The 23,202-nt window shown below is 74.7% G+C and carries 8 protein-coding genes; all 8 read left to right on the forward strand.

All coding sequences use genetic code 11. The annotated features are described in order from the left end of the window. Positions 1 to 26: 26 nt before the first annotated feature. The 8 genes from JO379_RS27455 to JO379_RS27490 all read left to right on the forward strand — a co-directional run bounded on the left by JO379_RS27455 (position 27) and on the right by JO379_RS27490 (position 22,885). Positions 27 to 962, forward strand: a complete 936-nt coding sequence (locus JO379_RS27455; protein ID WP_278046348.1) for a 3-hydroxyacyl-CoA dehydrogenase family protein — start codon at positions 27 to 29, stop codon at positions 960 to 962. After that, complete coding sequence (locus JO379_RS27460) at positions 955 to 7,914, forward strand: non-ribosomal peptide synthetase (RefSeq protein ID WP_209517424.1); 6,960 nt, start codon at positions 955 to 957, stop codon at positions 7,912 to 7,914. The genes JO379_RS27455 and JO379_RS27460 overlap by 8 nt, the downstream gene beginning before the upstream one ends. After that, positions 7,911 to 17,171: a non-ribosomal peptide synthetase gene (locus JO379_RS27465; RefSeq protein WP_209517426.1), complete on the forward strand. Its 9,261-nt coding sequence runs from the start codon at positions 7,911 to 7,913 to the stop codon at positions 17,169 to 17,171. Before JO379_RS27460 ends, JO379_RS27465 begins: the two co-directional genes overlap by 4 nt. A gap of 17 nt (positions 17,172 to 17,188) precedes the next feature. Next, positions 17,189 to 17,404: an MbtH family protein gene (locus JO379_RS27470; RefSeq protein ID WP_130881490.1), complete on the forward strand. Its 216-nt coding sequence runs from the start codon at positions 17,189 to 17,191 to the stop codon at positions 17,402 to 17,404. 125 nt (positions 17,405 to 17,529) lie between these two features. Further along, positions 17,530 to 18,363, forward strand: coding sequence for a M55 family metallopeptidase (locus tag JO379_RS27475; protein ID WP_209517429.1), 834 nt, complete (start codon positions 17,530 to 17,532; stop codon positions 18,361 to 18,363). Next, the gene (locus tag JO379_RS27480) at positions 18,356 to 19,744 is read left to right on the forward strand and encodes a M20/M25/M40 family metallo-hydrolase (protein ID WP_209517431.1); all 1,389 of its coding nucleotides are present in this window, start codon (positions 18,356 to 18,358) and stop codon (positions 19,742 to 19,744) included. The genes JO379_RS27475 and JO379_RS27480 overlap by 8 nt, the downstream gene beginning before the upstream one ends. Before the next feature lie 2 nt (positions 19,745 to 19,746). Continuing rightward, on the forward strand, positions 19,747 to 21,735 hold the full coding sequence (locus tag JO379_RS27485) for an LpqB family beta-propeller domain-containing protein (RefSeq protein WP_209517433.1): 1,989 nt from the start codon (positions 19,747 to 19,749) through the stop codon (positions 21,733 to 21,735). 355 nt (positions 21,736 to 22,090) lie between these two features. Beyond that, the gene (locus JO379_RS27490) at positions 22,091 to 22,885 is read left to right on the forward strand and encodes a 2,3-dihydro-2,3-dihydroxybenzoate dehydrogenase (RefSeq protein WP_130881486.1); all 795 of its coding nucleotides are present in this window, start codon (positions 22,091 to 22,093) and stop codon (positions 22,883 to 22,885) included. Positions 22,886 to 23,202: the final 317 nt, after the last annotated feature.

Below are 23,202 nucleotides of genomic sequence, written 5' to 3' on the forward strand. Positions count from 1 at the left end.
GACCGAACCGAAGGAGATCCCCCACCGTGGGTGAACACCAGAACACCGTGCGGGCCCTGGCGGCCGGCGCGACCGTCGGCGTCGTCGGCGCGGGAACCATGGGCATCGGCGTCGCGCAGTGCTTCGCGGAGGCCGGGCACCCGGTGGTGCTCGTCGACCCCGTCCCCGAGGCGCTGGGCACCGGACCCGCACGCCTGCGCGCCGGGGTGCGCATGGCGCACCTGCTGCGACGGCGGGACGGGCTGCGGGTCCCGGCCGGGGCGGCGCGCCCCGAGGAACGCGTGACGTGGTCCGCCGACCTCGCCGACCTGGCCCCCGCCCTCTTCGTGGTCGAGTGCGCGCGGGAGAAGGAGTCGCTCAAGGAGGAGATCCTGCGGCACCTGGACGAGGTGTGCGGACCGGACACGGTCTTCGCGTCCTGCACCTCGTGCATCCCCATCACCCGGCTCGGGTCCTTCACCGGCCGCCCCGACCGGGTCATCGGCACCCACTTCATGAACCCGGCACCCCTCAAGGACGCCGTGGAGGTCATCCGGGCGCCGCGGACCAGCGACCACACCCTGGAGCTGACCACGGCCTTCCTGGCGGGGATCGGCAAGCGGCCCCTCGTCGTCCGGGACGCGCCCGGCTTCGTGACCAACCGCGTGCTGATGCTGACGCTCAACGAGGCGGCGACGGTGCTGGGCGAGGGCACGGCCGACGCCGACACCGTGGACCGCATCTTCCAGGACTGCTTCGGCCACCCCATGGGCCCGTTGCGCACCGCCGACCTCATCGGTCTCGACACGGTCCTCGACTCGCTGGAGGTGCTGCGCGAGCACACCGGCGACGAGCGCTTCCGGCCGTGCGACCTGCTCGCTCGCCTAGTCGCGGAAGGCAGAACCGGCCGCAAGGCCGGTGGCGGCTTCTACCCCTATGCACAGCACCAGCGCGTCGAGCGAGGAGAGATCCGCCATGGCTGACCACCGGAGCAGGCACGTCACGATGTCCGCCGCGGGCCTGGAGGCGTGGCACGCGTCGAGGGACACCCCGGGCGGCCCCGGCGCGTACGCCGCCGAGGTCGTGGAGATCCACGGCCCCCTGGACACCGCGGTGTTCGAGGCCGCGACGGCCCAGGTCGCCTCGGAGGCCGACGCGCTGCGGCTGCGGTTCGCCTCGGGCAACCAGGGGGCCGACGAGCCCCCGGCCCTGGAGACCACCGACGGTCTCCCGCTGACCGTCGTGGACCTCGGCGCCGAGCCCGACCCGGTGGCGGCGGCCGAGGAGTGGGTCCGGGCGGAACTCGCCCGGGCGCCCGGGCGCGCCATGTCCGCCCAGGCTCTGCTCCGCCTCGCGCCGGACCGTTTCCATTGGTTCCACCAGCACCACCGGGCCGTCGTCGACGGCCACAGCTGCTCGCTCGTCACCCGCCGCGTCGCGGAGGTGTACACCGCGCGCGTCGAGGGCCACCCGCCCCAGGACGGCGCCCTGGCGCCGCTCGCCCGGCTGGCGGCCGAGGAGGCCGCCTACCGGGAGTCGGACGCCCACGGCCGGGACCTCGCGTTCTGGCGGGAGCGCTTCGCCGACCGGCCCGAGCCGGTGACGCTCGCCCAGGACGCGACCGACGCCGTCGACCGCCCCGACGGGCCCGCCCGGCCGGTCGTCCTCACCGCGGCCGACACCGACCGGGTGCACGCGGCCGCCCGCTACAGCGGCACCCGGCCGGGTGCCGTCCTGCTGGCCGCCGTGGCCGCGTACACGCACCGGATGACCGGCGCCACGGACGTGGTGCTGGGCGTGCCCGTGGACGGCCGGCCGAGCAGCGCCGCCCGGCGTGTCCCCGGCGCCGCCGAGGACATCGCGGCCCTGCGGCTGACCGTACGGCCCGGCACCGGCTTCGCCGGCCTCGTGGGCCAGGTGACCGAGGAGACCCGCCGCGTCCGGAGCCACCAGCGGCTGCGGCACAGCGAGCTGTGCCGGGAGCTCGGGCTGCCGGGCACCGGCCCGCGCCTGTACGGGCCGGTCGTCGACGTCCGTACCCCCGGGCCGCGCCTGCGCTTCGGCGCCCTCGCGGCCGTCGTCCGCCGGGTCGGCGCCGAAGCGGCGCCGGACCTGCGCATCGTCATCGACGAGGACCCCGCGGACCGCCGCCTGCGGGTCGTCTTCCTCGGCGCCCCGGGCCGCTGTGCCTCCGCCGAACTCGCGGCCCACGGGCGGCGCTTCACGCGCCTGCTGTCCGCCGCCGTCGCCGCCCCCGGCCGGCCGGTGAGCGCCTTCGACCTCCTGGAGCCCGACGAGCTGGCCGCCGTGCGGTCCTGGGCGCGGGCCGACGAGCGGCCCCCGGCCGGAACCCTCACGGCACTGCTCGAAAGCGCCGCCGCCCGGCACCCCGAGGCGGTCGCGGTCAGGGACCGCATCCGCAGCCTCACCTACGGCGAACTCCACGAGCGGGCCAACCGGCTCGCCCGTCTGCTGATCGGCCGGGGCGCCGGCCCGGAGCGGACCGTCGGTCTGCTGCTGCCCCGCTCGGCCGACACGATCGTCGCGATGCTCGCGGTCCTCAAGACCGGTGCCGCGTACCTGCCGCTCGACCCGGCCTACCCGGCCGAACGCCTCCGCTACATGATCGACGACGCCCGGCCCAGCTGTGTGCTGACCAGCGCCGCCGACACCGGCCGGGACCTCGGCGGCCTGTCGGCGCCGCTGCTCGTGCTGGACGCCCCGGACACCGTCCGGGAGCTCGGCCGCTGCTCCCCGCAGGCCCCCACCGACGCGGACCGCACCGCACCCCTGCTGCCCGCACATCCGGCGTACGTCATCTACACCTCCGGCTCCAGCGGAACGCCCAAGGGCGTCGTCGTCCCCCACCACAACGTCGTCCCGCTGATCGCCTGGGCGAGCGCCGAGTTCGGCGCCGAGGCGCTGGCACACACCCTGGCCGCCACGTCGTTCAGCTTCGACGTGTCGGTGGCCGAGATCTTCCCCGCGCTCGCGACCGGCGGCAGCGTCGAGGTGGTCGGCAATCTGCTGTCACTGCTGGACAGCGACCCGCCGCGCTGGTCGGGCGGTCTGCTGTGCGCGATCCCCTCGGTCTTCGCGAAGCTCATGGACTTCAGCGACCTCCGGCTGTCCGCCAGGACCCTGTCCATGGCCGGCGAGGCACTGCCCGCGGCCATCGCCGACCGGGTCGGGGAGACCATGCCCGGCACCTGGCTCCTCAACGTCTACGGACCGACCGAGGCGACGGTGTACGCCACCGCCTGGTCCTCCGACGCCGCCCCGGCCGGGCACACGCCGCCCATCGGCCGCCCGCTGCGGCACGTACGGGCCTATGTGCTCGACGGGTCGCTCCAGCCGGTCGCGCCCGGGCGGCGGGGTGAGCTGTACCTGGCGGGCGACGGACTGGCGCGGGGCTATCTGCGCAGACCGGGCCTGAGCGCCGGACGCTTCGTGGCCGACCCCTTCGGCCCGCCCGGCAGCCGGATGTACCGGACCGGCGACCTCGCCCGCTGGCGCGAGGACGGACACCTCGACTTCCTCGGCCGGGTGGACGGACAGGTCAAGATCAATGGTTTCCGTATCGAGCTGGGCGAGCTGGAGGCGGTACTCGCCGGTCACCCGGGGGTGGCCGAGGTCATGGCCTCGGTGGTCAAGGACGCGGCCGGTGACGCCCGGCTCGTCGCCTACGCGGTGCCCGCGGCCGGAGCCCCTCCCCACGCCGTCGAGCGGCTGCGGGACTGGGCGGCCGAGCGGCTGCCGGCCCATCTCGTCCCGGGCGAGGTGAGCGTGGCGCGGTCACTGCCGCGCACGCCCAGTGGCAAGCTCGACCGCGAGGCGGTGCCGGAGCTCGCGGCCGTCACCGAGCGAGCTGTCACCGAGCCCGTCGTGAACGAGCCGGCCGTCGCCGAACCCGCAGTCGCCGAACCCGCAGTCGCCGAACCCGCAGTCGCGGAACCCGCCGCCGTCGAGGCTCCCGAGCCGACCCCGGCCGTGTCGCGCGAGCAGCAGGTCGCGCGCGTCTTCTCGGAGGTGCTGCGCCGCCCCGAGGTCCCCGTGGACGCCAGCTTCTTCGACCTCGGCGGCGACAGCATCATGTCGATCCAGCTGGTCAGCAGGCTGCGTCAGGCGGGGCTGGTCCTGACCCCGCAGGACATCTTCGAGTACAAGACCGTCAGGGCGCTGGCGGCCGCCGCGCGCGAGACGACGCGCGCGGAGGGCGAGCACACCGTCTCCGGTGTCGGCGAGGTGCCCCTCACCCCGATCATGCACTGGCTCCGCGAACTCGACGGCCCCGTCGACGGCTTCCACCAAGCCGTACTCCTCCAGGTGCCCGGCGGGCTGCGGGAGGACCTGCTGGTCAAGGCCGTGCGGCAGCTCGTGGACCACCACGACGCCCTGCGGCTGCGCCTCGACCGGTCGTCGGCCGACTGGCGGCTCGAGGTACGGCCGGCCGGCTCCGTGGCCGCCTCCTCCTGCGTCCGGCGGGTCGACGTCCGCGGTCTCGACGACCTGGGGGAGACCCTCGCCGACGAAGCGCGGCGGGCCCAGGGGCAACTGGACGTCCAGGCCGGCACGATGGTGCGCGTCGTCTGGCTGGACGCGGGCCCCGACGCGCCGGGCCGGCTGATGTTCATGGCCCACCACCTCGCCTGCGACGGGGTGTCGTGGCGCATCCTCGTACCCGACCTGGCCGGGGCCTACCAGGACCTGGAGGCCGGCCGCGCTCCCCGGCTGCGCCCGGTGGAGACCCCGCTGCGGCACTGGAGCCGTGCGCTGTCGGAGCAGGCACGCGAGGAGCGGCGGACGTCCGAACTGCCGCTGTGGACCGACATCCTCCGCAGCCCCGGCCCGCAGTTGGCGAACCGGCCCATGGATCCCGCCCGGGACACCACGGCCCACGCGCGCTCCCGCGCGATGACCTACCGGGCGGACCGGGCCCGGCACCTGTTCAGCACCATCCCCGCCGCCTTCCACTGCGAGATCAACGACGTGCTGCTCACCGCGCTGGCGCTGGCCGTGCAGCGCACCCTGGGCAGTGAGCGGGACGTGGTGATCGACGTGGAGGGGCACGGGCGTGAGCCCGTCGTCCCCGGCGCGGACCTCTCCCGCACCGCCGGATGGTTCACCAGCATGTACCCGGTGCGCCTCGCGCCCGGGACCCCCGGGGCGGGCGTACCGGCGGGCGGGCACGGCTCGCGCCGCGAACTCGGGCGCGCGTTGCGGCGGGTGAAGGAACAGCTGCGGGCGATCCCCGACAAGGGCATCGGCTTCGGTCTGCTGCGGTATCTGAACCCGGAGACCTCGGCCACGCTGGCCGCCGCCGCACCGCGGCACATCGGGTTCAACTACTTCGGGCGGTTCCTCCTGCCCGCCGCGTCGGGCGACCGGGACTGGGGCCCCGCGCCCGAGGCGGGCATGAGCGCCGGGGCCGACGCCGGCATGCCGCTGGCCCACCCGCTGGAGATCACCGCACTGACCCAGGACACCGAGCGCGGGCCGGAGCTGGGCGTCAGCCTCACCTGGGCCGACGGGATCCTCGACGAGCGGCTCGTCGACGAACTGGGCACGACCTGGTTCGAGATCCTGGACGAGCTGGCGGCACACGCCGCCGAGCCCGGCGCGGGCGGCCGCACCCCCTCCGACTTCCCGCTGGCCGAGCTCGGTCAGGAGGACGTCGAGCGGCTGGAGCACGACTACCCCGGCCTGGAGGAGATCCTCCCGCTGTCGCCGCTGCAACAGGGCCTGCTGTACCACGTCCTGGTCAGCGGGCTGAGCGCCGAGCAGGCGGCGCTGGAGGGCGAGCACAGCGTCTACACCGTGCAGGTGTGGCTGGAGCTCGTCGGCGATCTGGATCCCGCGCGGCTGCGTGCCGCCGGCCAGAAGCTCCTGGAACGGCACACCAATCTGAGTGCCGCCTTCGTCCACGAAGGGCTCGTCGAGCCGGTGCAGGTCTTCGGCTCCCGGGCCGAACTGCCCTGGCGCCAGGAGGACGTGAGCACGCTGTCGGGGGACCGGCAGGAAGAGGAGATCGACCGGCTGCTGTCGCACGAGCGCGGCCGCCGCTTCGAACCCACCAGGCCGCCGATGCTGCGCATGATGCTCGTGGACATGGGTGACGGCCGTCGCCGCTTCGTCCTGACGACACATCACATCATCCTGGACGGCTGGTCGCTGCCCGTCGTGCTGCGGGAGCTGTTCGCGCTCTACGAGGACACCGCGCCCACCGCGGACGGCAGCGCCACGGCGGCCCTGCCGGCCATCACCCCCTTCCGCGAGTACCTGGCCTGGCTGGAGAGGACCGACGGCACCAAGGCGGAGGAGGCCTGGCGTGCGGCGCTGGCCGGGCTGACCACCTCCACCCTGATCGCCCGGGGCGAGGGCGACGGGGAGCCCCTGACGCCCCGGTTCGTGACCGTGGAACTCGGCGCGGACACGACCGTGGCCCTCATGGACATGGCCCGCCGCCACGGCGTGACGGCCAACACCGTGCTCCAGGCGGGCTGGGGCGTTCTGCTCGGCCAGGAGACGGGCAACACCGATGTGGTGTTCGGGTCGGTGGTGTCCGGCCGGCCCGCCGAACTCGCGGGGGTGGAGACCATGGTGGGTCTCTTCATCAACACCGTGCCGACCCGGGTCCGGCTGGACCCGGGGGAGCGGCTGGGCTCGCTGCTCGTCCGGCTCCAGCGCGAGCAGGCGGCACTGATGCCCTACCACCACATCAGCCTCGGTGAGATCCGCCGGATCACCGACATCGGCAACCCGTTCGACACCGTGATGGCGTTCGAGAACTACCCCCTCGACTCGGACGAACTCGCCGAGCCCGCGACCGGACTGAAGCTGGCCCGCGCCTACGGCGACGACGCCCCGCACTTCCCGCTGAACCTGGTGGTGTCGGCCCGCGGCGAGCGGCTCCTGCTGCGGTTCGACTACCGCCCGCACCTGATGGAGCGGGAGCGGGTCGAGTCGCTCGCCGAGCGGTTCGTCGACCTGCTGACGACGGCGGCCCACGAGCCCACCCGGTCCGTCGGCGCCCTGACCTCCGACGGTGACTCCACGGCCGATACCGCGGTGCGGCCGGCGGACGTGCTGCCCGCCCTCCGCAAGCCGCAGGAGAGCGGCATCGGCGTCCTGCTGCCCCTGCGCGAGACGGGCACCGAGCCCCCGCTGTTCTGTGTGCACCCGGCCGCGGGGATCGCCTGGTCCTACGCCGGACTCACCGGCCCGCTGGGCACCGGCCACCCCGTCTACGGCCTCCAGGCCAGGGGACTCGACGGTGAGGAGGTCCTGCCCGCGTCCGTCCGGGAGATGGCGGCGGACTATGTGGACCACATCCGCTCCGTGCAGCCCACCGGCCCGTACCACCTGCTGGGCTGGTCGTTCGGCGGCATGGTCGCCCAGGAGATGGCGGTGCAGCTCCAGCGGAGCGGGGAGGAGGTCGCCCTGCTGGCCGTCCTCGACGCCTACCCCGCCGGCGAGCCCACGGAACAGTCGCCGGAGGAGTCCTCGGTCGCCGGCCGGGACGTGCTGGCGATGGTGCTGGAGTTCTTCGGCTACGACCCGTCCGCCTGGGAGGGCGAGTCGCTGACCTACCCGCGGTTCGTCCGGATCGCCCGTGAGCAGAGCGGGCTGCTGGCCTCGTTCGACGAGCAGCGGGTCGCGGCGGTCGCCCGGATCTTCGCCAACAACGCCACCCTCTCCCACGCGCACGAGCCGCGCCCGTTCGCCGGGGACCTGCTGGTCTTCGCCGCCCGGGAGACCTCCCCGGAGCTCGCGCGGGAGCTGTGGGGGCCGTTGATGACCGACGGCCGGGCGGACGTGGTGCCCGTGGACTGCACGCACGGCGAACTGGGCCGCCCCGGCCCGCTCGGCGAGGTCGGCCGGGAACTCGTCCGGCGGCTGGGGACGACGCCCACGGTGCCGGAGGGCGTCGGATGAGAACGGACCCCGAGCCGGTGCCCGGCACTCCCGCCGGGCTTCCCCTCTCCACCGCGCAACACGGGGTGTGGCTGGGGCAGAAGCTCACCCCGGGCTCGGCCCGCTATCACGTGGCGGCGGGCTTCGAGGTCTCCGGCGACCTGGACGAAGGGCTGTTCGAGACGGCCTTCCGGATCGCCGTGGACGAGGCGGAACCGCTCCGGGCCCGGTTCACCGCACCGGACGGGGAACAGCCCTGCCAGCGCCTCGGGCCGCTGCCCGGCTGGGGCGTGACGTTCGTGGACCTGCGCCACGAGGCGGTCCCGCTGGCCGCCGCGGTGGAGTGGATGCGGGCCGATGTGGCGCGCCCCTTCGACCTCGCCGTCGGCCCGCTGTTCCGGACCGCCTTCATCCGGCTGTCGCCGGCCCGGGTCTGCTGGTACCTGGTCTGCCACCACCTGGTCATGGACGGCCTCGGCGGCGCCCTGTTCGCCCGGCGCCTCGGGGAGGTCTACGCGGCCCTGGAGAAGGGCGGGACCCCCGAGCCCGGCCCCCGGGTCTCGCCGGGCGCGCTCCTGGCCGAGGACACCGCCTACCGGTGCTCCCCGGCCTTCGCCGCCGACCGTGACTTCTGGCTGGACCGCATGGCCGGCCGCCCCACGCCCACCGGGCGCGGGGCGGCCGCCCCGGCCCCCGGCTCCGCCAACGGGGTCGCGGCCCGCGGCGCGGCCCGGCTGCCCGCCGCCGGATTCGCCGCCCTGCGCCCCCTGGCGCGGCGGTTGGGGGTGCAGTGGCCGGTGGTGGCGACGGCCGCGGCGGCCCTGCTGGCCCACGCCCGCTCGGACACCGGCGGCGACGACGTGGTGCTGGGGCTGCCGGTCGCCGGGCGCACCGGTGCCGCGACCCGCGCCGTCGCCGGCATGATGTCGAACGTGGTGCCCCTGCGGGTGCCGGTCCGCCCGGACCGGACGGCCGCCGAACTCGTGCGGGCCGTCGGCGCCGAGGTGACCGCGGCCCTCGCCCACCAGCACTACCGGCAGGAGGATCTGTACCGCGACCTGAAACTGGCGGGCACCGGGCAGGGGCTCTACCGGCTGGCTGCGAACGTCATGCCGTTCAGCTTCGGCCGGCGGTTCGCGGGGCGGCCGATGGCGATGCACCACATCGCCGTCGGCCCGGTGGAGGAGCTGTCCGTCACTGTCCACCCGGAGGCACAGCGGTCCGGCCTGCGCGTCGACCTCTACGCGGACCCCGCCCGCTACGGCACCTGCGAAGCCGCCGCCGAGGCCCGCCGGTACGTCCGTCTCCTCGGCCGGCTGATCACCGAACCCGACCGGCCCGTCGGGCACTTCGACCTGCTCTCGGCCGCGGAACGACGGCGGACGGTCCCCCGGGTGACGGCCCCGCTGCCCGAGCCGGCCACCACCCTGCCCGCGCTGGTCGAACGGTGGGCCGCGCGCACCCCCCGGGCCCCTGCGGTCAGCTGCGGCGACGACGCCCTGGACTACGGGGAACTCAACGCCCGCGCCAACCGCCTCGCCAGGGCGCTCATCCGGCGCGGGGCCGGCCCCGGGCGCACCGTCGCCGTCGTGCTGCCCCGCTCCGTCGACCTGGTCACCGCGATCCTCGCCGTCACCAAGACGGGCGCGGCCTATCTGCCCGTCGACCCGCGATGGCCCGCCGACCGCGTCGAGACGATCCTCGCGGACGCGGCGCCCGCATACGTCCTCACCCCCGACACCCTGGCCGGGCTCCCCGAGGAGGAGTCCTCCGCCGATCCGACGGACACCGACCGCCGCGGCCCGCTGACCCCCGCCCACACCGCCTACATCATCTACACCTCCGGCTCCACCGGCCGACCCAAGGGGGTGGTGGTCCCGCACCGCAACCTGGTGTCGCTGCTGGACGGCACAGCGTCCGCATTCGGCTTCCACAGCGGTGACGTGTGGACGATGTTCCACTCCTGCGCCTTCGACTTCTCCGTCTGGGAGATGTGGGGAGCACTCGCGCACGGCGGGCGGCTGGTCGTCGTCCCCCACGAGGTGACCCGCTCGCCCCGGGAGTTCCTCGACCTGCTCGTCCGGGAGCGGGTGACGGTCCTGAACCAGACGCCGTCCGCCTTCCACGCGCTGGACCACGCCGACGCCCAGGAGCCGGAACGGGGCCGCGGCCTCGCCCTGCGCTGGGTGATCTTCGGCGGGGAGGCGCTGCGGCCCGCCCGGCTGCGCTCCTGGTTCCGGCGGCACGGCGACACCTCACCCAGCCTCGTCAACATGTACGGCATCACCGAGACGACGGTCCACGCGACCAGACTCGACCTCCGCGCCGGCCACCGCGAGGAGGCCGGCAGCCCCGTGGGGACCCCCCTCCCCGCGACCCGCCTCTACGTCCTCGACAGCCGGCTGAGGCCGGTGCCGCCCGGGGTCGCGGGCGAGCTGTACGTCGGCGGGCCCGGCGTCGCCGGGGAGTACCTGGGGCGGCCGGACCTGACCGCGCAGCGGTTCGTGGCCGACCCGTTCGGCCCGCCGGGCTCGCGGCTGTACCGCTCGGGCGACCTCGCCCGGTGGCGGAACGACGGAGGCCTGGACTACCTCGGCCGGGCCGACGACCAGCTCAAGGTCCGCGGCTTCCGCATCGAGCCCGCCGAGATCGAGGCCGCGCTGCTGACCGCCCCCGGCGTGGGCCAGGCCGCGGTGACCGCCACGGCGGCCGACGACCGCGGCGGTGACACCGGAGAACCGCGGCTGGTGGCCTACGTGGTCCCCGCCCGCGGAACCGGACCGGAAACGGCAACCACCCCGGGCGGCCGGCCGGTGACCGCGAGCGGCCCCGGGGGCGAAGCCGTGCACGGGACGCCGGACGACGAGGACCGCCGCATCGCGCGCCTGCGGGACCATCTGCGCGCCCGCCTGCCCGAACACCTGGTCCCCGCGCTGTTCGTGCTCCTGGAGACACTGCCGCTCACCCCCAACGGCAAGCTCGACCGGCGGGCCCTGCCCGTCCCCGCCCCACGGACCCCCGCCCGGTCCCGGCCCCCGCGCACGCCACGGGAGCGGCGGCTCGCCGCCCTGTACGCCGAACTCCTCGGCCACGCCACCGTCGGGGCCCACGACGGCTTCTTCGACCTCGGCGGCGACAGCCTCCGCGCGACACGGCTCGTCGGCCTGGTGCGCGCCGCCTTCCACACCGACCTGGACGTACGGGACGTCTTCGCGCACCCCACCGTGGCCGCCCTCGCCGACCGGATCGGCCGGGCGCCGGAACTGCCCGCCGCGCACCCGGCGCCGACGGGCGCCCGCCCCGAGCACATCCCGCTCTCCTTCGCCCAACGACGGCTGTGGTTCCTGCACGCGCTCACCGGCCCGGACAGCGCGTACAACGTGCCCCTGGTGCTGCGCCTGGACGGGCAGGCCGACCAGGAGGCGCTGCGGGCGGCGCTCGCCGACCTGACGGAACGCCACGAAACGCTGCGCACCGTCGTCCGGGAGACGGCCGGGCGGCCCTTCCAGCGGATCCTGCCCCCGGCCGACGCCCGCCCCCGGCTCACCGTGACGACGGTCGCCCCGGCGAAACTGGCGGACGCGCTCGCCGCGAGCGCCCGGTACGCCTTCCGCCTCGACGACGAACCGCCCCTGAGAGCCGAGCTGTTCACCGTCGGCCCCGACGAGCAGGTCCTGCTGCTGCTCCTGCACCACATCGCCTGCGACCACGCCTCCCTCGACCCGCTGGCGGCCGATCTCGGCACGGCCTACACGGCCCGGCTCCGGGGCACGCCGCCCGACTGGTCACCGCTGCCGGCGCAGTACGCCGACTTCACGCTGTGGCAACGCGGGACGCTCGGCACCGACGACCGGCCCACCGACGTCGCCGAACGCCTCCTCACCCACTGGACCACCGCGCTCGACGGGCTCCCCGAACGCATCCAGCTGCCCACCGACCGGACGGCGCCGGCGGAGGACGCCGGCGCCACCGTGACCTTCCGCATCCCCGCCGGAGCCCACGGCCGGCTCGCGGGACTGGCCCGGGCCGAGCGGGCGAGCCCGTTCATGGTGGTGCACGCGGGACTGGCAGCACTGCTCACCCGCCTGGGCGCGGGCACCGACGTCCCGGTGGGCACGGCGGTCTCGGACCGCCCCGACGCGCGGCTGGACGACATCGTCGGGTTCTTCGTGAACACGCTGGTGCTGCGCACCGACACCTCCGGCGAGGTGACGTTCCGGGAGCTGCTCGCCCGGGTCCGCGAGGCCGACCTCGCGGCCTTCGCCCACCAGGACCTGCCGTTCGACCTGGTGGTGGAGGCGCTGGCCCCCGAGCGCGCGGCGAGCGGCCAGGCGCTGTTCCAGGTGATGCTCGTCGTCACCCCGGCACCCCCGCACCGCATCGACCTCGCCGGGCTGTCGGCCACCACCGGAACCGTCGCCACCGGCGCCGCCAAGTTCGATCTGACCTTCAGCCTTCACGAGCACCGCGGGCCGGACGGCACGTGCCTCGGCCTGGACGGCGTACTCGAATACCGGACCGGGCTGTTCGGCCGGGCCACGGCGGAGGCGATCGGAGCCCGCTTCACGCGCCTGCTGGAGCAGGTGACCGCCGACCCCGACGCCCCCGTCCACCGCGTGGACCTCCTGACGAGCGAGGAGCGGCGGCGCCTGCTCACTGCCTCGTCTCCCGAGGCCCCTCCACCGGGCGCCCACGGCACCCTGCCGGGCCGCTTCGCCGAGCAGGTGCGCCGCACACCCCACGCCCCGGCGGTCCGTACCGCCGGTGACCTGCTGACCTACGCGGCGCTGGATGCCCGCTCGGACCGGCTGGCCGCCCGGCTGGCCGCGTGCGGCGTCACCGCCGAGACGCCGGTCGCGGTCCTCATGGACCGGGGCGCGGACTTCGTCGTGACGGTGCTGGCGATCCTCAAGTGCGGCGGAGCGTACGTCCCTCTGGACACCCGGGCCCCACACGCCCGGCAGGCCACCGTGGTGGCCGAGGCGGCAGCCCCGGTGCTGGTCATCGGCGCGGGCGCATCCCCAGACGCCCGGGCGTCCTTCACCGGCCCGCGGGTCGTCGACGTACGGGACACCGCGCCCGCCGCGCCCGCCCTCATCCGGCCGCTGCCCGCGGACGACCCGGCACGCCTCGCCTACGTCACCTACACCTCCGGCTCGACCGGCGTCCCCAAGGGCGTGGCGGTCACCCACGGCGACATCCTCGCCCTCGCCCTCGACGGCTGCTGGCGGAGCGAGGGGCCGCAGCGCGTCCTGATGCACTCCCCGTACTCCTTCGACGCCTCGACCATGGAGCTGTGGGTCCCGCTGCTGACCGGCGGGGAGATCGTGGTGGCACCGCCGGGCGACATCGACCTCGCGACCCTGGAGACGGCGGTCACCGGCACGGGCGTCACCACCCTGTGGCTCACCGCCGGCCTCTTCCAGCTGGTCGCCGAGGAGAAGCCCGGCGCTCTGCGCGAGGTGGACACGGTGTGGACCGGGGGAGACGTCGTATCGCCACGCGCCGTGCGCGCGGTGCGGCGGCACTGCCCGGCCACGCGCGTCGTCAACGGCTACGGGCCGTCCGAAGCGACGACGTTCGCCACCTGCCACCCCGTCACGGACGCCGACACGGCGGACACACGGGACCCGGCGGCCCCGGACGGCCCGGTCGCGGTGCCCATCGGGCGGCCGCTCGACGGCGGCCGCGCCTATGTGCTCGACGCCCACCTGCAGCCGGTCCCCCCGGGGGTGACCGGGGAGCTGTATCTCGCGGGCACGGGCATCGCCCGGGGCTACCTCCACCGGCCGGGGCCGACCGCCGAGCGGTTCCTCGCCGACCCGTTCGGCCCGCCGGGGGCGCGGATGTACCGCACCGGCGACCTGGCACGATGGCTGCCGGACGGTGTGCTGACGTTCGTCGGCCGCGTCGACGGCCAGGTGAAGCTGCGGGGCTTCCGCGTCGAGACCGACGAGGTCGCCTCCGCGCTGACCGGGCACGGCGGAGTGGGCCAGACCGCGGTGGTCGTCCGGGAGGACCGGCCCGGTGAACGCAGGCTCGTCGCCTACCTGGTGCCGGAAACCGGCGCGACGGTGAGCGAGCGGGCCGTACGGGAGCACGCCGCCGCCGTACTGCCCGACTACATGCTGCCCGGCGCCTACGTCGTCCTCGACCGGTTGCCGCTGACCGGCAACCACAAGATCGACCGGGCGGCCCTGCCCGCCCCGCCCCGGGCCGTACCGCGCTCGGGGGCGCCGCGGACCGCGCGCGAACGCCTGCTGTGCGGCATCGTCGCGGAGCTGCTCGGGGAGCGGTCGGTCGGTGTCGACGACGGCTTCTTCGCTCTCGGGGGCGACAGCATCACGGCCATCCAACTGGTGAGCCGGGCCCATGACGCCGGACTGCGGATCAGTGTGCGCGACGTGTTCCGCCACCCCACCGTGGCACGACTGGCCGAGGTGGCCGGGACGGACCACCGACCGGCCCCGACCGTGGACGGTGAGGCCGTCGGGCCCTTGCCCCTGACGCCGATCATGCACTGGTGGCGGGAACAACCCGGCGCGAACCGCGCTTCCTTCAGCCAGTGCGTGACCGTCCGCACGCCGCCCGGGCTGACCCGGGACCACCTGGTCGCCTCCGTCCAGGCGCTGCTCGACCACCACGCGGCACTCCGCCTGCGGCTGCGCTGCGACGGGCCGTCACCAAAGTGGGCGCCGGAGACCCTGCCGGCCGGGGCGTGCCGTGCGGAGGACCACGTCCGCCGCGTCGACGCCGGCGACAGCCCCGGGCGGTTGCCCGGGCTGCTCTCCGACGCCGTCGCCGCCGCGCGCGGCCGGCTGGACCCCGCCGCGGGCGTGATGCTGGAGGCGGTGTTCCTCGACGCCGGCCCGGACCGGCCCGGACGGCTCGTGCTGGTCGTCCACCATCTGGCCGTCGACGGGGTGTCCTGGCGCGTCCTGCTGCCCGACCTGGCCGCCGCCCACCGGGCCGTCGCCGCCGGCCGGACGCCCGCCCTGCCCGGTGCGGGAACGTCCTTCCGAGGGTGGGCCCGATCGCTGGCCGAACAGGGCCGGAGCGGCGCCCGGCAGGCCGAGTCGCCGTACTGGCGGGACGTGCTGTCCGCCGGCGACCCCCTGGTCGACGACGCGGACGCCGTCGCGGGCGGCACCACCGGGCGGCTGTCGCTGTCGATGCCGCCGGAACGCACCCGCCCCCTCCTGACGGAGGTCGCGGCCGCCTTCCGGTGCGGTGCGGAACCCGTCCTGCTGACCGGGCTGGCACTCGCGCTGGAGGAATGGCGGCGCCGCCGGGGACGGCCCCCGGGCCCCGGTGGTCTCCTCGTCGAGCTGGAGTCCCACGGCCGTCCCGACACGCCGGAGACGGACGTGTCCCGCACCGTGGGGTGGTTCACCAGCATCTTCCCGGTCCGGTTGGAGAACACCGGGTGCACATGGACGGACGTGTGGACCGCGGGACCGGCGCTCGGCCGGGCCCTGAAGCGGGTCAAGGAGCAGCTGCGGGCCGTCCCCGACCGGGGCATCGGCTACGGCGTGCTGCGCCACCTCGACCCGCGGACGGCACCGGAGCCGCACGCCCGCCGCGCACCCCAGGTGGGCTTCAACTACCTCGGCCGGATCACCGCTCAGCCAGGGACCGACTGGGGCATCACCACGGAATTCGCCGGCCTGACGGGCCCGGAGCCTGCCGGGGCGGACGGGACGACCGGCGGGGCGCATCTCCTGGGCCTCGACGCCCTGACGATCGACGGCCCGGCCGGGCCCCGGCTGCACGCGGCCTGGTCCTGGGCGGACCGGGCGTTCACCGAGGAGGAGGTCCGGGAGCTCGCGGAGCTCTGGTTCACCGTCCTCGACGCCCTGGTGGTGCACGCCCGCACCCCCGGCGCCGGCGGTCACAGCCCCTCCGACCTGCCCCTGGTCCCGCTCGCCCAGCCGGAGATCGACCACCTGGAAGCGGCCTACCCGGGCCTGGCCGAGGTCCTGCCCCTGACCGCCCTGCAACAGGGGCTGCTCTTCCACTCCCTCTACGCCCCGGACAGCCCGGACGTGTACCAGGCCCAGCTCGTCCTGCACCTGCGGGGCGATGTGGACGCGGGCGCGCTGCGCGCCGCGGGCGCGGCACTGCTGGAGCGCCACCCCAACCTCGGGGCCGCGTTCGTCCACCAAAACCTGCCCCACCCGGTCCAGGTGGTGCCCGGCGGGGCAGCGCTCACCTGGCGCGACGTCGACCTCACCCCCGTGGCCGCCGGCCGCCGGGACCGGGTCTTCGACCGGCTCGCCCACGCCGATCTGCACCGCCGCTTCGACCTGGACCGCCCGCCGCTGCTGCGCTTCACCCTGTACACCCTGGGGGCGGGCGCCCACCGGCTGGTGCTCACCCACCATCACCTGGTGCTGGACGGCTGGTCGGTGTCCTTGCTGGTGCGCGAGCTGTTCACGCTGTACGCGCACGGCGGCGATCCGGCGGCGCTGCCCCCGGTGACCCCCTACCGGGAGCATCTGGCGGCCCTGGCGGCCCGGGACCACGACGCGGCACGGGCGGCCTGGCGGGACGCGCTCGCCGGAGCCGCCGCCCCGCCCCGGCTCACCGCCGCGGTCATCAGCGGCGGCGCGCGGCCCACGCGGCACCTGGAGACCGTGCTCACCGCCGGGCTGACCCGGTCGCTGCGCGAGGTGAGCGCCGACGGCCTCACGCTCAACACCCTGGTGCAGGGCGCCTGGGCACTGCTGCTGGCCCGGACCGGCGGCACGCGGGACGTGGTGTTCGGCACGACCGTCTCCGGCCGCCAGCCCGACCTCGCGGGCATGGAGGCGATGATCGGCCTGTTCATCAACACCCTCCCGGTCCGCCTGACGATCGACCCGGCGGAGCCGGTACGGGACCTCCTGCTGCGCTTCCAGGACGAACAGGCGAGGCTGCTGCCGCACCACCACCTGGGCCTGGGGGAGATCCAGCGACTGGCGGGGCGGCGCGAGCTGTTCGACACCCATCTGGTCTTCGAGAACTACCCCCTGGACCGGACGGCCCTGGAGAAGGCCGCTCCGGGCCTGCGGCTGGTGCGCAGCGAGGGACGCGACGCCACGCACTACCCCTTGACCCTGGCGGCCTTCGTCGACGGCACCCGGCTGACCCTGCGACTCGGCTACCGCCCCGACGCGGTCGACCGGACACGGGCCGAGCGGATCGCCGCGGAGCTGGAGCGGCTGCTGGAGGCGTTCGCGTCCGCCCCGGGACGACCGGTCGCCGAACTGCTCGGGCACACTTCTGATATCCGATGACCAAGAAAGGAACTCCCATGACCGACAACCCGTTCGACGACGCCGACGGCACCTTTCACGTCCTGGTCAACGACGAGGGCCAGCACTCCCTGTGGCCCTCCTTCAGCCCGGTACCCGCGGGCTGGACGCCGGTGCTGAGCGACGCGGACCGCCCGTCGGCCGTCGCCTTCGTCGAAGAGCACTGGACGGACATGCGGCCCCGCAGCCTCCGGGAGGCGTCGGCAAGCGGCTGACGGGCAGCGGAACACCAGGTCGCCGACCGGTGTTGAGCCACCCGGGTCGACCTTCCGTGGTCTGGACCTCCGGAGTTATCCACAGGCCTGGTCCGGGTGTTCGCCGACGCGTAACGTGACGGGGCATGAAGATCCTGATCTCCGCGGACATGGAAGGCGCCACCGGCGTCACATGGCCCGCCGATGTGCTGCCCGGCACGCCGCAGTGGGAGCGTTGCCGCCATATGTTCACCTCGGATGTGAACGCGGCGATCGCCGGTTTCTTCGACGGCGGCGCCGATGAGGTCCTCGTCAATGAGGCGCACTGGAGCATGCGCAATCTGCTGCTGGAGAAGCTGGACGAGCGGGCCGAGATGCTCACGGGCAAGCACAAGACCCTGAGCATGGTCGAGGGCGTCCAGCACGGTGACGTGGACGGCATCGCCTTCGTCGGGTACCACGCGGCGGCGGGCGCGGAGGGGGTCCTCGCGCACACCTATCTGGCCAACTCCCTCACCGGCGTATGGGTGAGCGGCGAGCGCGCCAGCGAGGGTCTGCTGAACTCCCTGGTCGTCGCCGAATACGGTGTTCCCGTGGTGTTGGTGACCGGCGACGACCGCACATGCGAGGACGCCAGGGGGTATGCGCCGCTGGCCCCGTCGGTGGCGGTCAAGGACTATGTCTCGCGGTACGCGGCGGTGTGCCGCACCCCGGCCCGTACGGCCGCGGAGATCAGGGCCGCGGCGAGCCGGGGAGCCGCGCTCGCGGTGCGGCACGAGCCGGTCAGGGGCGGGCCGTTCACGATGGAGCTGGAGTTCGACGCCACCCACCTGGCCGGCGCCGCGACGGCCGTGCCGGGCGTCGAGCACTCGGGCGAGCGCCGGGTCTCCTACACCATGCCGACCATGTACGAGGGCATCCGCTGCTTCAAGGCGGTCACGACCGTCGTGTCGGCCGCGGTGGAGGAGCAATATGGCTGACGTCATGACGGAGCGGGTCGACGGGCGGGCGCTGGAGGAAGCCGTGCGCTTCACTTCGGAGCTGATCCGCATCGACACCACCAATCGCGGTGGTGGCGACTGCCGGGAGCGCCCGGCCGCGGAGTACGTCGCGGAGCGGCTCAGCGAGGTGGGCATCGAGCCGACCCTGCTGGAGAAGGAGCCGGGCCGGACGAATGTGGTCGCCCGGATCCCCGGCAGCGATCCGGGCGCGGACGCGCTGCTGGTCCACGGCCATTTCGACGTGGTCCCCGCCGAGCCCGCCGACTGGAGCGTCCACCCCTTCTCGGGAGAGGTCCGCGACGGGGTGGTGTGGGGCCGGGGCGCGGTCGACATGAAGGACATGGACGCGATGGTGCTGTCCGTGGTCCGGGCGTGGGCCCGCGCCGGGGTCCGGCCGCGGCGGGACATCGTGCTGGCCTTCACCGCCGACGAGGAGGACAGCGCCGCCGTCGGCTCCGGCTTCCTCGCCGACGAGCACCCGGAGCTCTTCGAGGGCTGCACGGAGGGCATCAGCGAGTCCGGCGCGTACACCTTCCACGCCGACGGCGGGCTGCGGCTCTACCCCGTGGCGGCGGCGGAGCGCGGCACGGCCTGGCTCAAGCTCACCGCCCGGGGCACCGCCGGGCACGGCTCCAAGGTCAATACGGACAACGCGGTCCGCGCGCTCGCCGCCGCCGTCACCCGCATCGGCGACCACCGGTGGCCGGTCCGGCTCACCCCGACCGTGCGGGCCGCGCTGCGCGAGGTCGCCGCGCTGTACGACATCGAAGCCGATCCGGACGACCCGGAGTTCGACGCCGACGGGCTGCTCGGCAAGCTGGGCGCCGCCGCCGCGCTGATCGCCCCGACGATCCGCAACAGCGCCAATCCGACGATGCTCGACGCCGGGTACAAGGTCAATGTCATCCCGGGCACCGCCGTCGGCTTCGTCGACGGGCGGACGGTGCCGGGTGGCGAGGAGGAGTTCCGGGCCACCATGGACCGGCTCACCGGGCCGCAGGTGTCCTGGGAGTACTACCACGGGGAGCGCGGGCTCCAGGCGCCCGTCGACGCCCCGGTGTTCGCACGGATGCGGGCGGCCCTCGAGCGCTTCGATCCGGGCGGCCGCGTGGTGCCGTTCTGCATGTCCGGCGGTACGGACGCCAAGCAGTTCGCCCGGCTCGGCATCGCCGGCTACGGCTTCGCGCCGCTCCGGCTGCCCCCGGGATTCGACTATCAGGCGCTCTTCCACGGAGTCGACGAGCGGGTTCCCGTCGAGGCGCTGCACTTCGGGGTGCGGGTGCTCGACCACTTCCTCAGCGAGTGCCCCATGGGCGAAACGGATCTGACGGCCGATCACGGTCGTAAGGAGGCGCGGTAATCATGGTGTCCACGGCGCCCTACGGAGCCTGGCCGTCCCCGATCGACGCCGCGCTCGCCGCGTCGCACGACGGCAAACCCGAGTTCGCGGGCACGGTCGGCGACGAGGTGTGGTGGGTCGAGCCGCGCCCGGCGGAGCAGGGCCGGCAGACCCTCGTGCGCCGCCTCCCCGACGGCAGCGAGGTCGGCCCGCTGCCCGCCCCGTGGAACGTCCGCAGCCGGTTCCTGGAGTACGGGGGGCAGCCCTGGGCCGCGGTCCCCCGGGAGACCGGCGGGCCGCTGCTGGTGTTCGTCGACTTCGCCGACCAGCGGCTGCACGTCTGCGAGCCCGACCGCCCGGCGTCCGGCGGGCCGCGACCGCTGACGCCGCTCTCGCCGGTCGGCGGCGGGCTGCGCTGGGCCGACCCGGTGCTCCGTCCCGAGCTGGGCGAAGTGTGGTGTGTCCTGGAGGAGTTCACCGGGGACGGGGCGGGTGAGGTGCGGCGGGTGCTCGCCGCCGTCCCCCTGGACGGCTCCGCCGCCGAGGACCGCACCGCGGTGCGTGAGCTGACCGACGACCGGCACCGCTTCGTCACCGGTCCGCGGCTCTCCCCGGACGGTCTGCGGGCGGCGTGGATCGCCTGGGACCATCCCCGGATGCCCTGGGAGGGCACCGAGCTGAAGCTGGCCGACGTCACGGCGGACGGCCGGCTCACCGGCGCCCGGACGGTCATGGGCGGCCCCGGGGAGGCCGTCGCCCAGGTGGAGTGGGGCCCGGACGGCTCCCTGCTCGCCGCGACCGACCGCACCGGCTGGTGGAATCTGCACCGCCTCGACCCGGAGACGGGCGAGAGTGTCAATCTGTGCCCGCGGGAGGAGGAGTTCGCGGGCCCGCTGTGGCGGGTGGGCCACCGCTGGTTCCAGCCGCTGGCCCACGGTCTGATCGCCGTGATCCACGGCCGGGGCGCCACCGCCCTCGGCATACTCGACACCGAGACCGGTGAGCTGGTCGACGCGGCCGGCCCGTGGACGGAGTGGGGGCCGACGCTGGCGGTCTCCGGCACCCGCGTCGTCGGCGTCGCCGCGAGCCCCCGCACGGCCTACGAGGTGGTCGAGCTCGACACCTGCACCGGCCGGGCCCGGGCGATAGGCGCCAGACACACCGACCCCGTGGACCCCGCCTACTACCCGGAGCCGCTGATCCGCACCTTCGTCGGTCCGGACGGCCGGGACATCCACGCGCACATCTACCCGCCGCACAGCCCCGACCACACCGCGCCCGCCGATGAACTGCCCCCGTTCGTGGTGTGGGCGCACGGCGGCCCCACCAGCCGGGCGTCGCTCGTGCTGGACCTGGAGATCGCCTACTTCACCTCGCGCGGCATCGGGGTCGCCGAGGTCAACTACGGAGGTTCGACGGGCTACGGGCGCGAGTACCGTGACCGGCTGCGGGAGCGCTGGGGCGTCGTCGACGTGGAGGACTGCGCGGCCGTTGCCGAGGCGCTCGCCGACGAGGGCAGCGCCGACCGCGCCCGGCTGGCCATCCGTGGCGGCAGCGCGGGCGGCTGGACGGCCGCGGCCTCGCTCGTCTCCACCGGCCTGTACGCCTGCGGCACCATCAGCTATCCGGTGCTGGATCTGCTGACGTGGGCGTCGGGAGGCACCCACGACTTCGAATCGCGCTATCTGGAGAGCCTGATCGGGCCGTTGGCCGAGGTGCCCGACCGGTACCGGGACCGCTCGCCGCTGCACCGCGCGGACCGGGTGTCCGGGGCCTTCGTCCTTCTCCAGGGCCTGGACGACCCCATCTGCCCGGCCGCGCAGAGCGCGCGGTTCGTCGAGGCGATGGCCGGGCGGGGGGTGCCGCACGCGTATCTGACCTTCGAGGGGGAGGGGCACGGATTCCGCCGGGCCGACACGATGATCCGCGCGTTGCACGCGGAACTCTCCCTTTACTCGCAGACCTTCGGAATCGACGCGCCGGGCATACCCGTTCTGCAGCTCGCCACATGACGATGTGTCGGGCGCGGGGCGGGCGGGGCGAGGGGCCGGGCGCGGGGGAGCGGCGGGGGGATCCGCGCGGCGACCTGCGGGGAAGGGGCAGGGGATGGGGGCGCCTTGTGACAGGCGGCGGGGGTGAGGTTAGGCTGGCCTAAGCCGCGGTGGGTTCGATTGTGCGACCTCCCGGCATCTTTCTTGACGTTTCCGCATTTCCCGTCGTTTACCGAAACCTGGGGTTCCGCATGTTCACTCGGTGTTCCGCGCGAGCGGTCTCGGGTGTCGCGCGACCGGTGTGCGGCATTCCGGACGGTCAATTCCCTTCGGGTGCGTCCGTCCTGTAAGGTAAGGCTTACCTAATTCAAGCGGAATGGGGGGAACCGTCGTGCAGCAGTCAGAACTCGCCGGCCGCGTCGCGCTGGTCACCGGTGCCGGACAAGGCATAGGCGAGGCCGTGACCCGCGCCCTCGTCGCACGGGGAGCGCGCGTCGCGGCCCTTGACCGGTCCACGGAGGGCGTCAAGGAACTCGAAGCGGAATTCGGTGCGGAGCGGGTCGTCGCACACAGCGCCGACGTCGCCGACAGCCTCGCCGTCGACGCCGTCGTCGACGAGGTGGAGCGCACCCTCGGACCGATCGCGATCCTCGTCAACGTCGCCGGTGTGCTGCGCACTTCCCCCGTGGTGGACATCACCGACGAGGTGTGGGACCGCACCTTCGCCGTCAATTCCACCGGCGTCTTCAACACCTCCCGTGCCGTGGCCCGCAGGATGAGCGAGCGCCGCGACGGATGCATCGTCACCGTCGGTTCCAACGCCGCGGGCGTGCCCCGCACCAGCATGGCCGCGTACGCCGCCTCCAAGGCCGCCGCCACCATGTTCACCAAGTGCCTCGGCCTGGAGCTCGCCCGCAGCGGAGTCCGCTGCAACGTGGTCTCGCCCGGCTCCACGGACACCGCCATGCAGCGCGGCCTGTGGGCCGACGAGCAGGCCCCCCAGCGCGTCATCGACGGCGACCCCGGCACCTACCGCGTCGGGATCCCCCTCGGCCGCATCGCCGAACCGGCCGACATCGCCGACGCCGTCACCTTCCTCGTCTCGGACCGGGCCCGGCACATCACCATGCACGACCTGTACGTCGACGGCGGCGCCACCCTGCGCGTCTGACGGCCCGCCACCACCGGGGAGACCCACGCAGCCGCCCTCCACGGCGGCCCGCGCCTCCGCCGCCGGCCCGCGCCGCCCCCCCCACGACCGGCCCCCACCGGCCGGCCCGATCAACCCAGGGACTCCCGCCCGACCCGGGGCGGCTCCCGCCGCACCACACCAGCGCCGGGCGAGGCCCGTCCTGCCGGGACCCGGCCGCCCGGCCCGCCCGAACCACTTCACGCCACACCGGTGCGACCCACCGGAGGAACGGAGCAGCAGGTGACCACGGTTCACCACGTCGCCGACCGGCCGAGCGAGCCCGGAGCTCGCGCGGA

Origin of the sequence: Streptomyces syringium (genome assembly GCF_017876625.1) — a bacterium.
GTDB classification, from domain to species: domain Bacteria; phylum Actinomycetota; class Actinomycetes; order Streptomycetales; family Streptomycetaceae; genus Streptomyces; species Streptomyces syringius.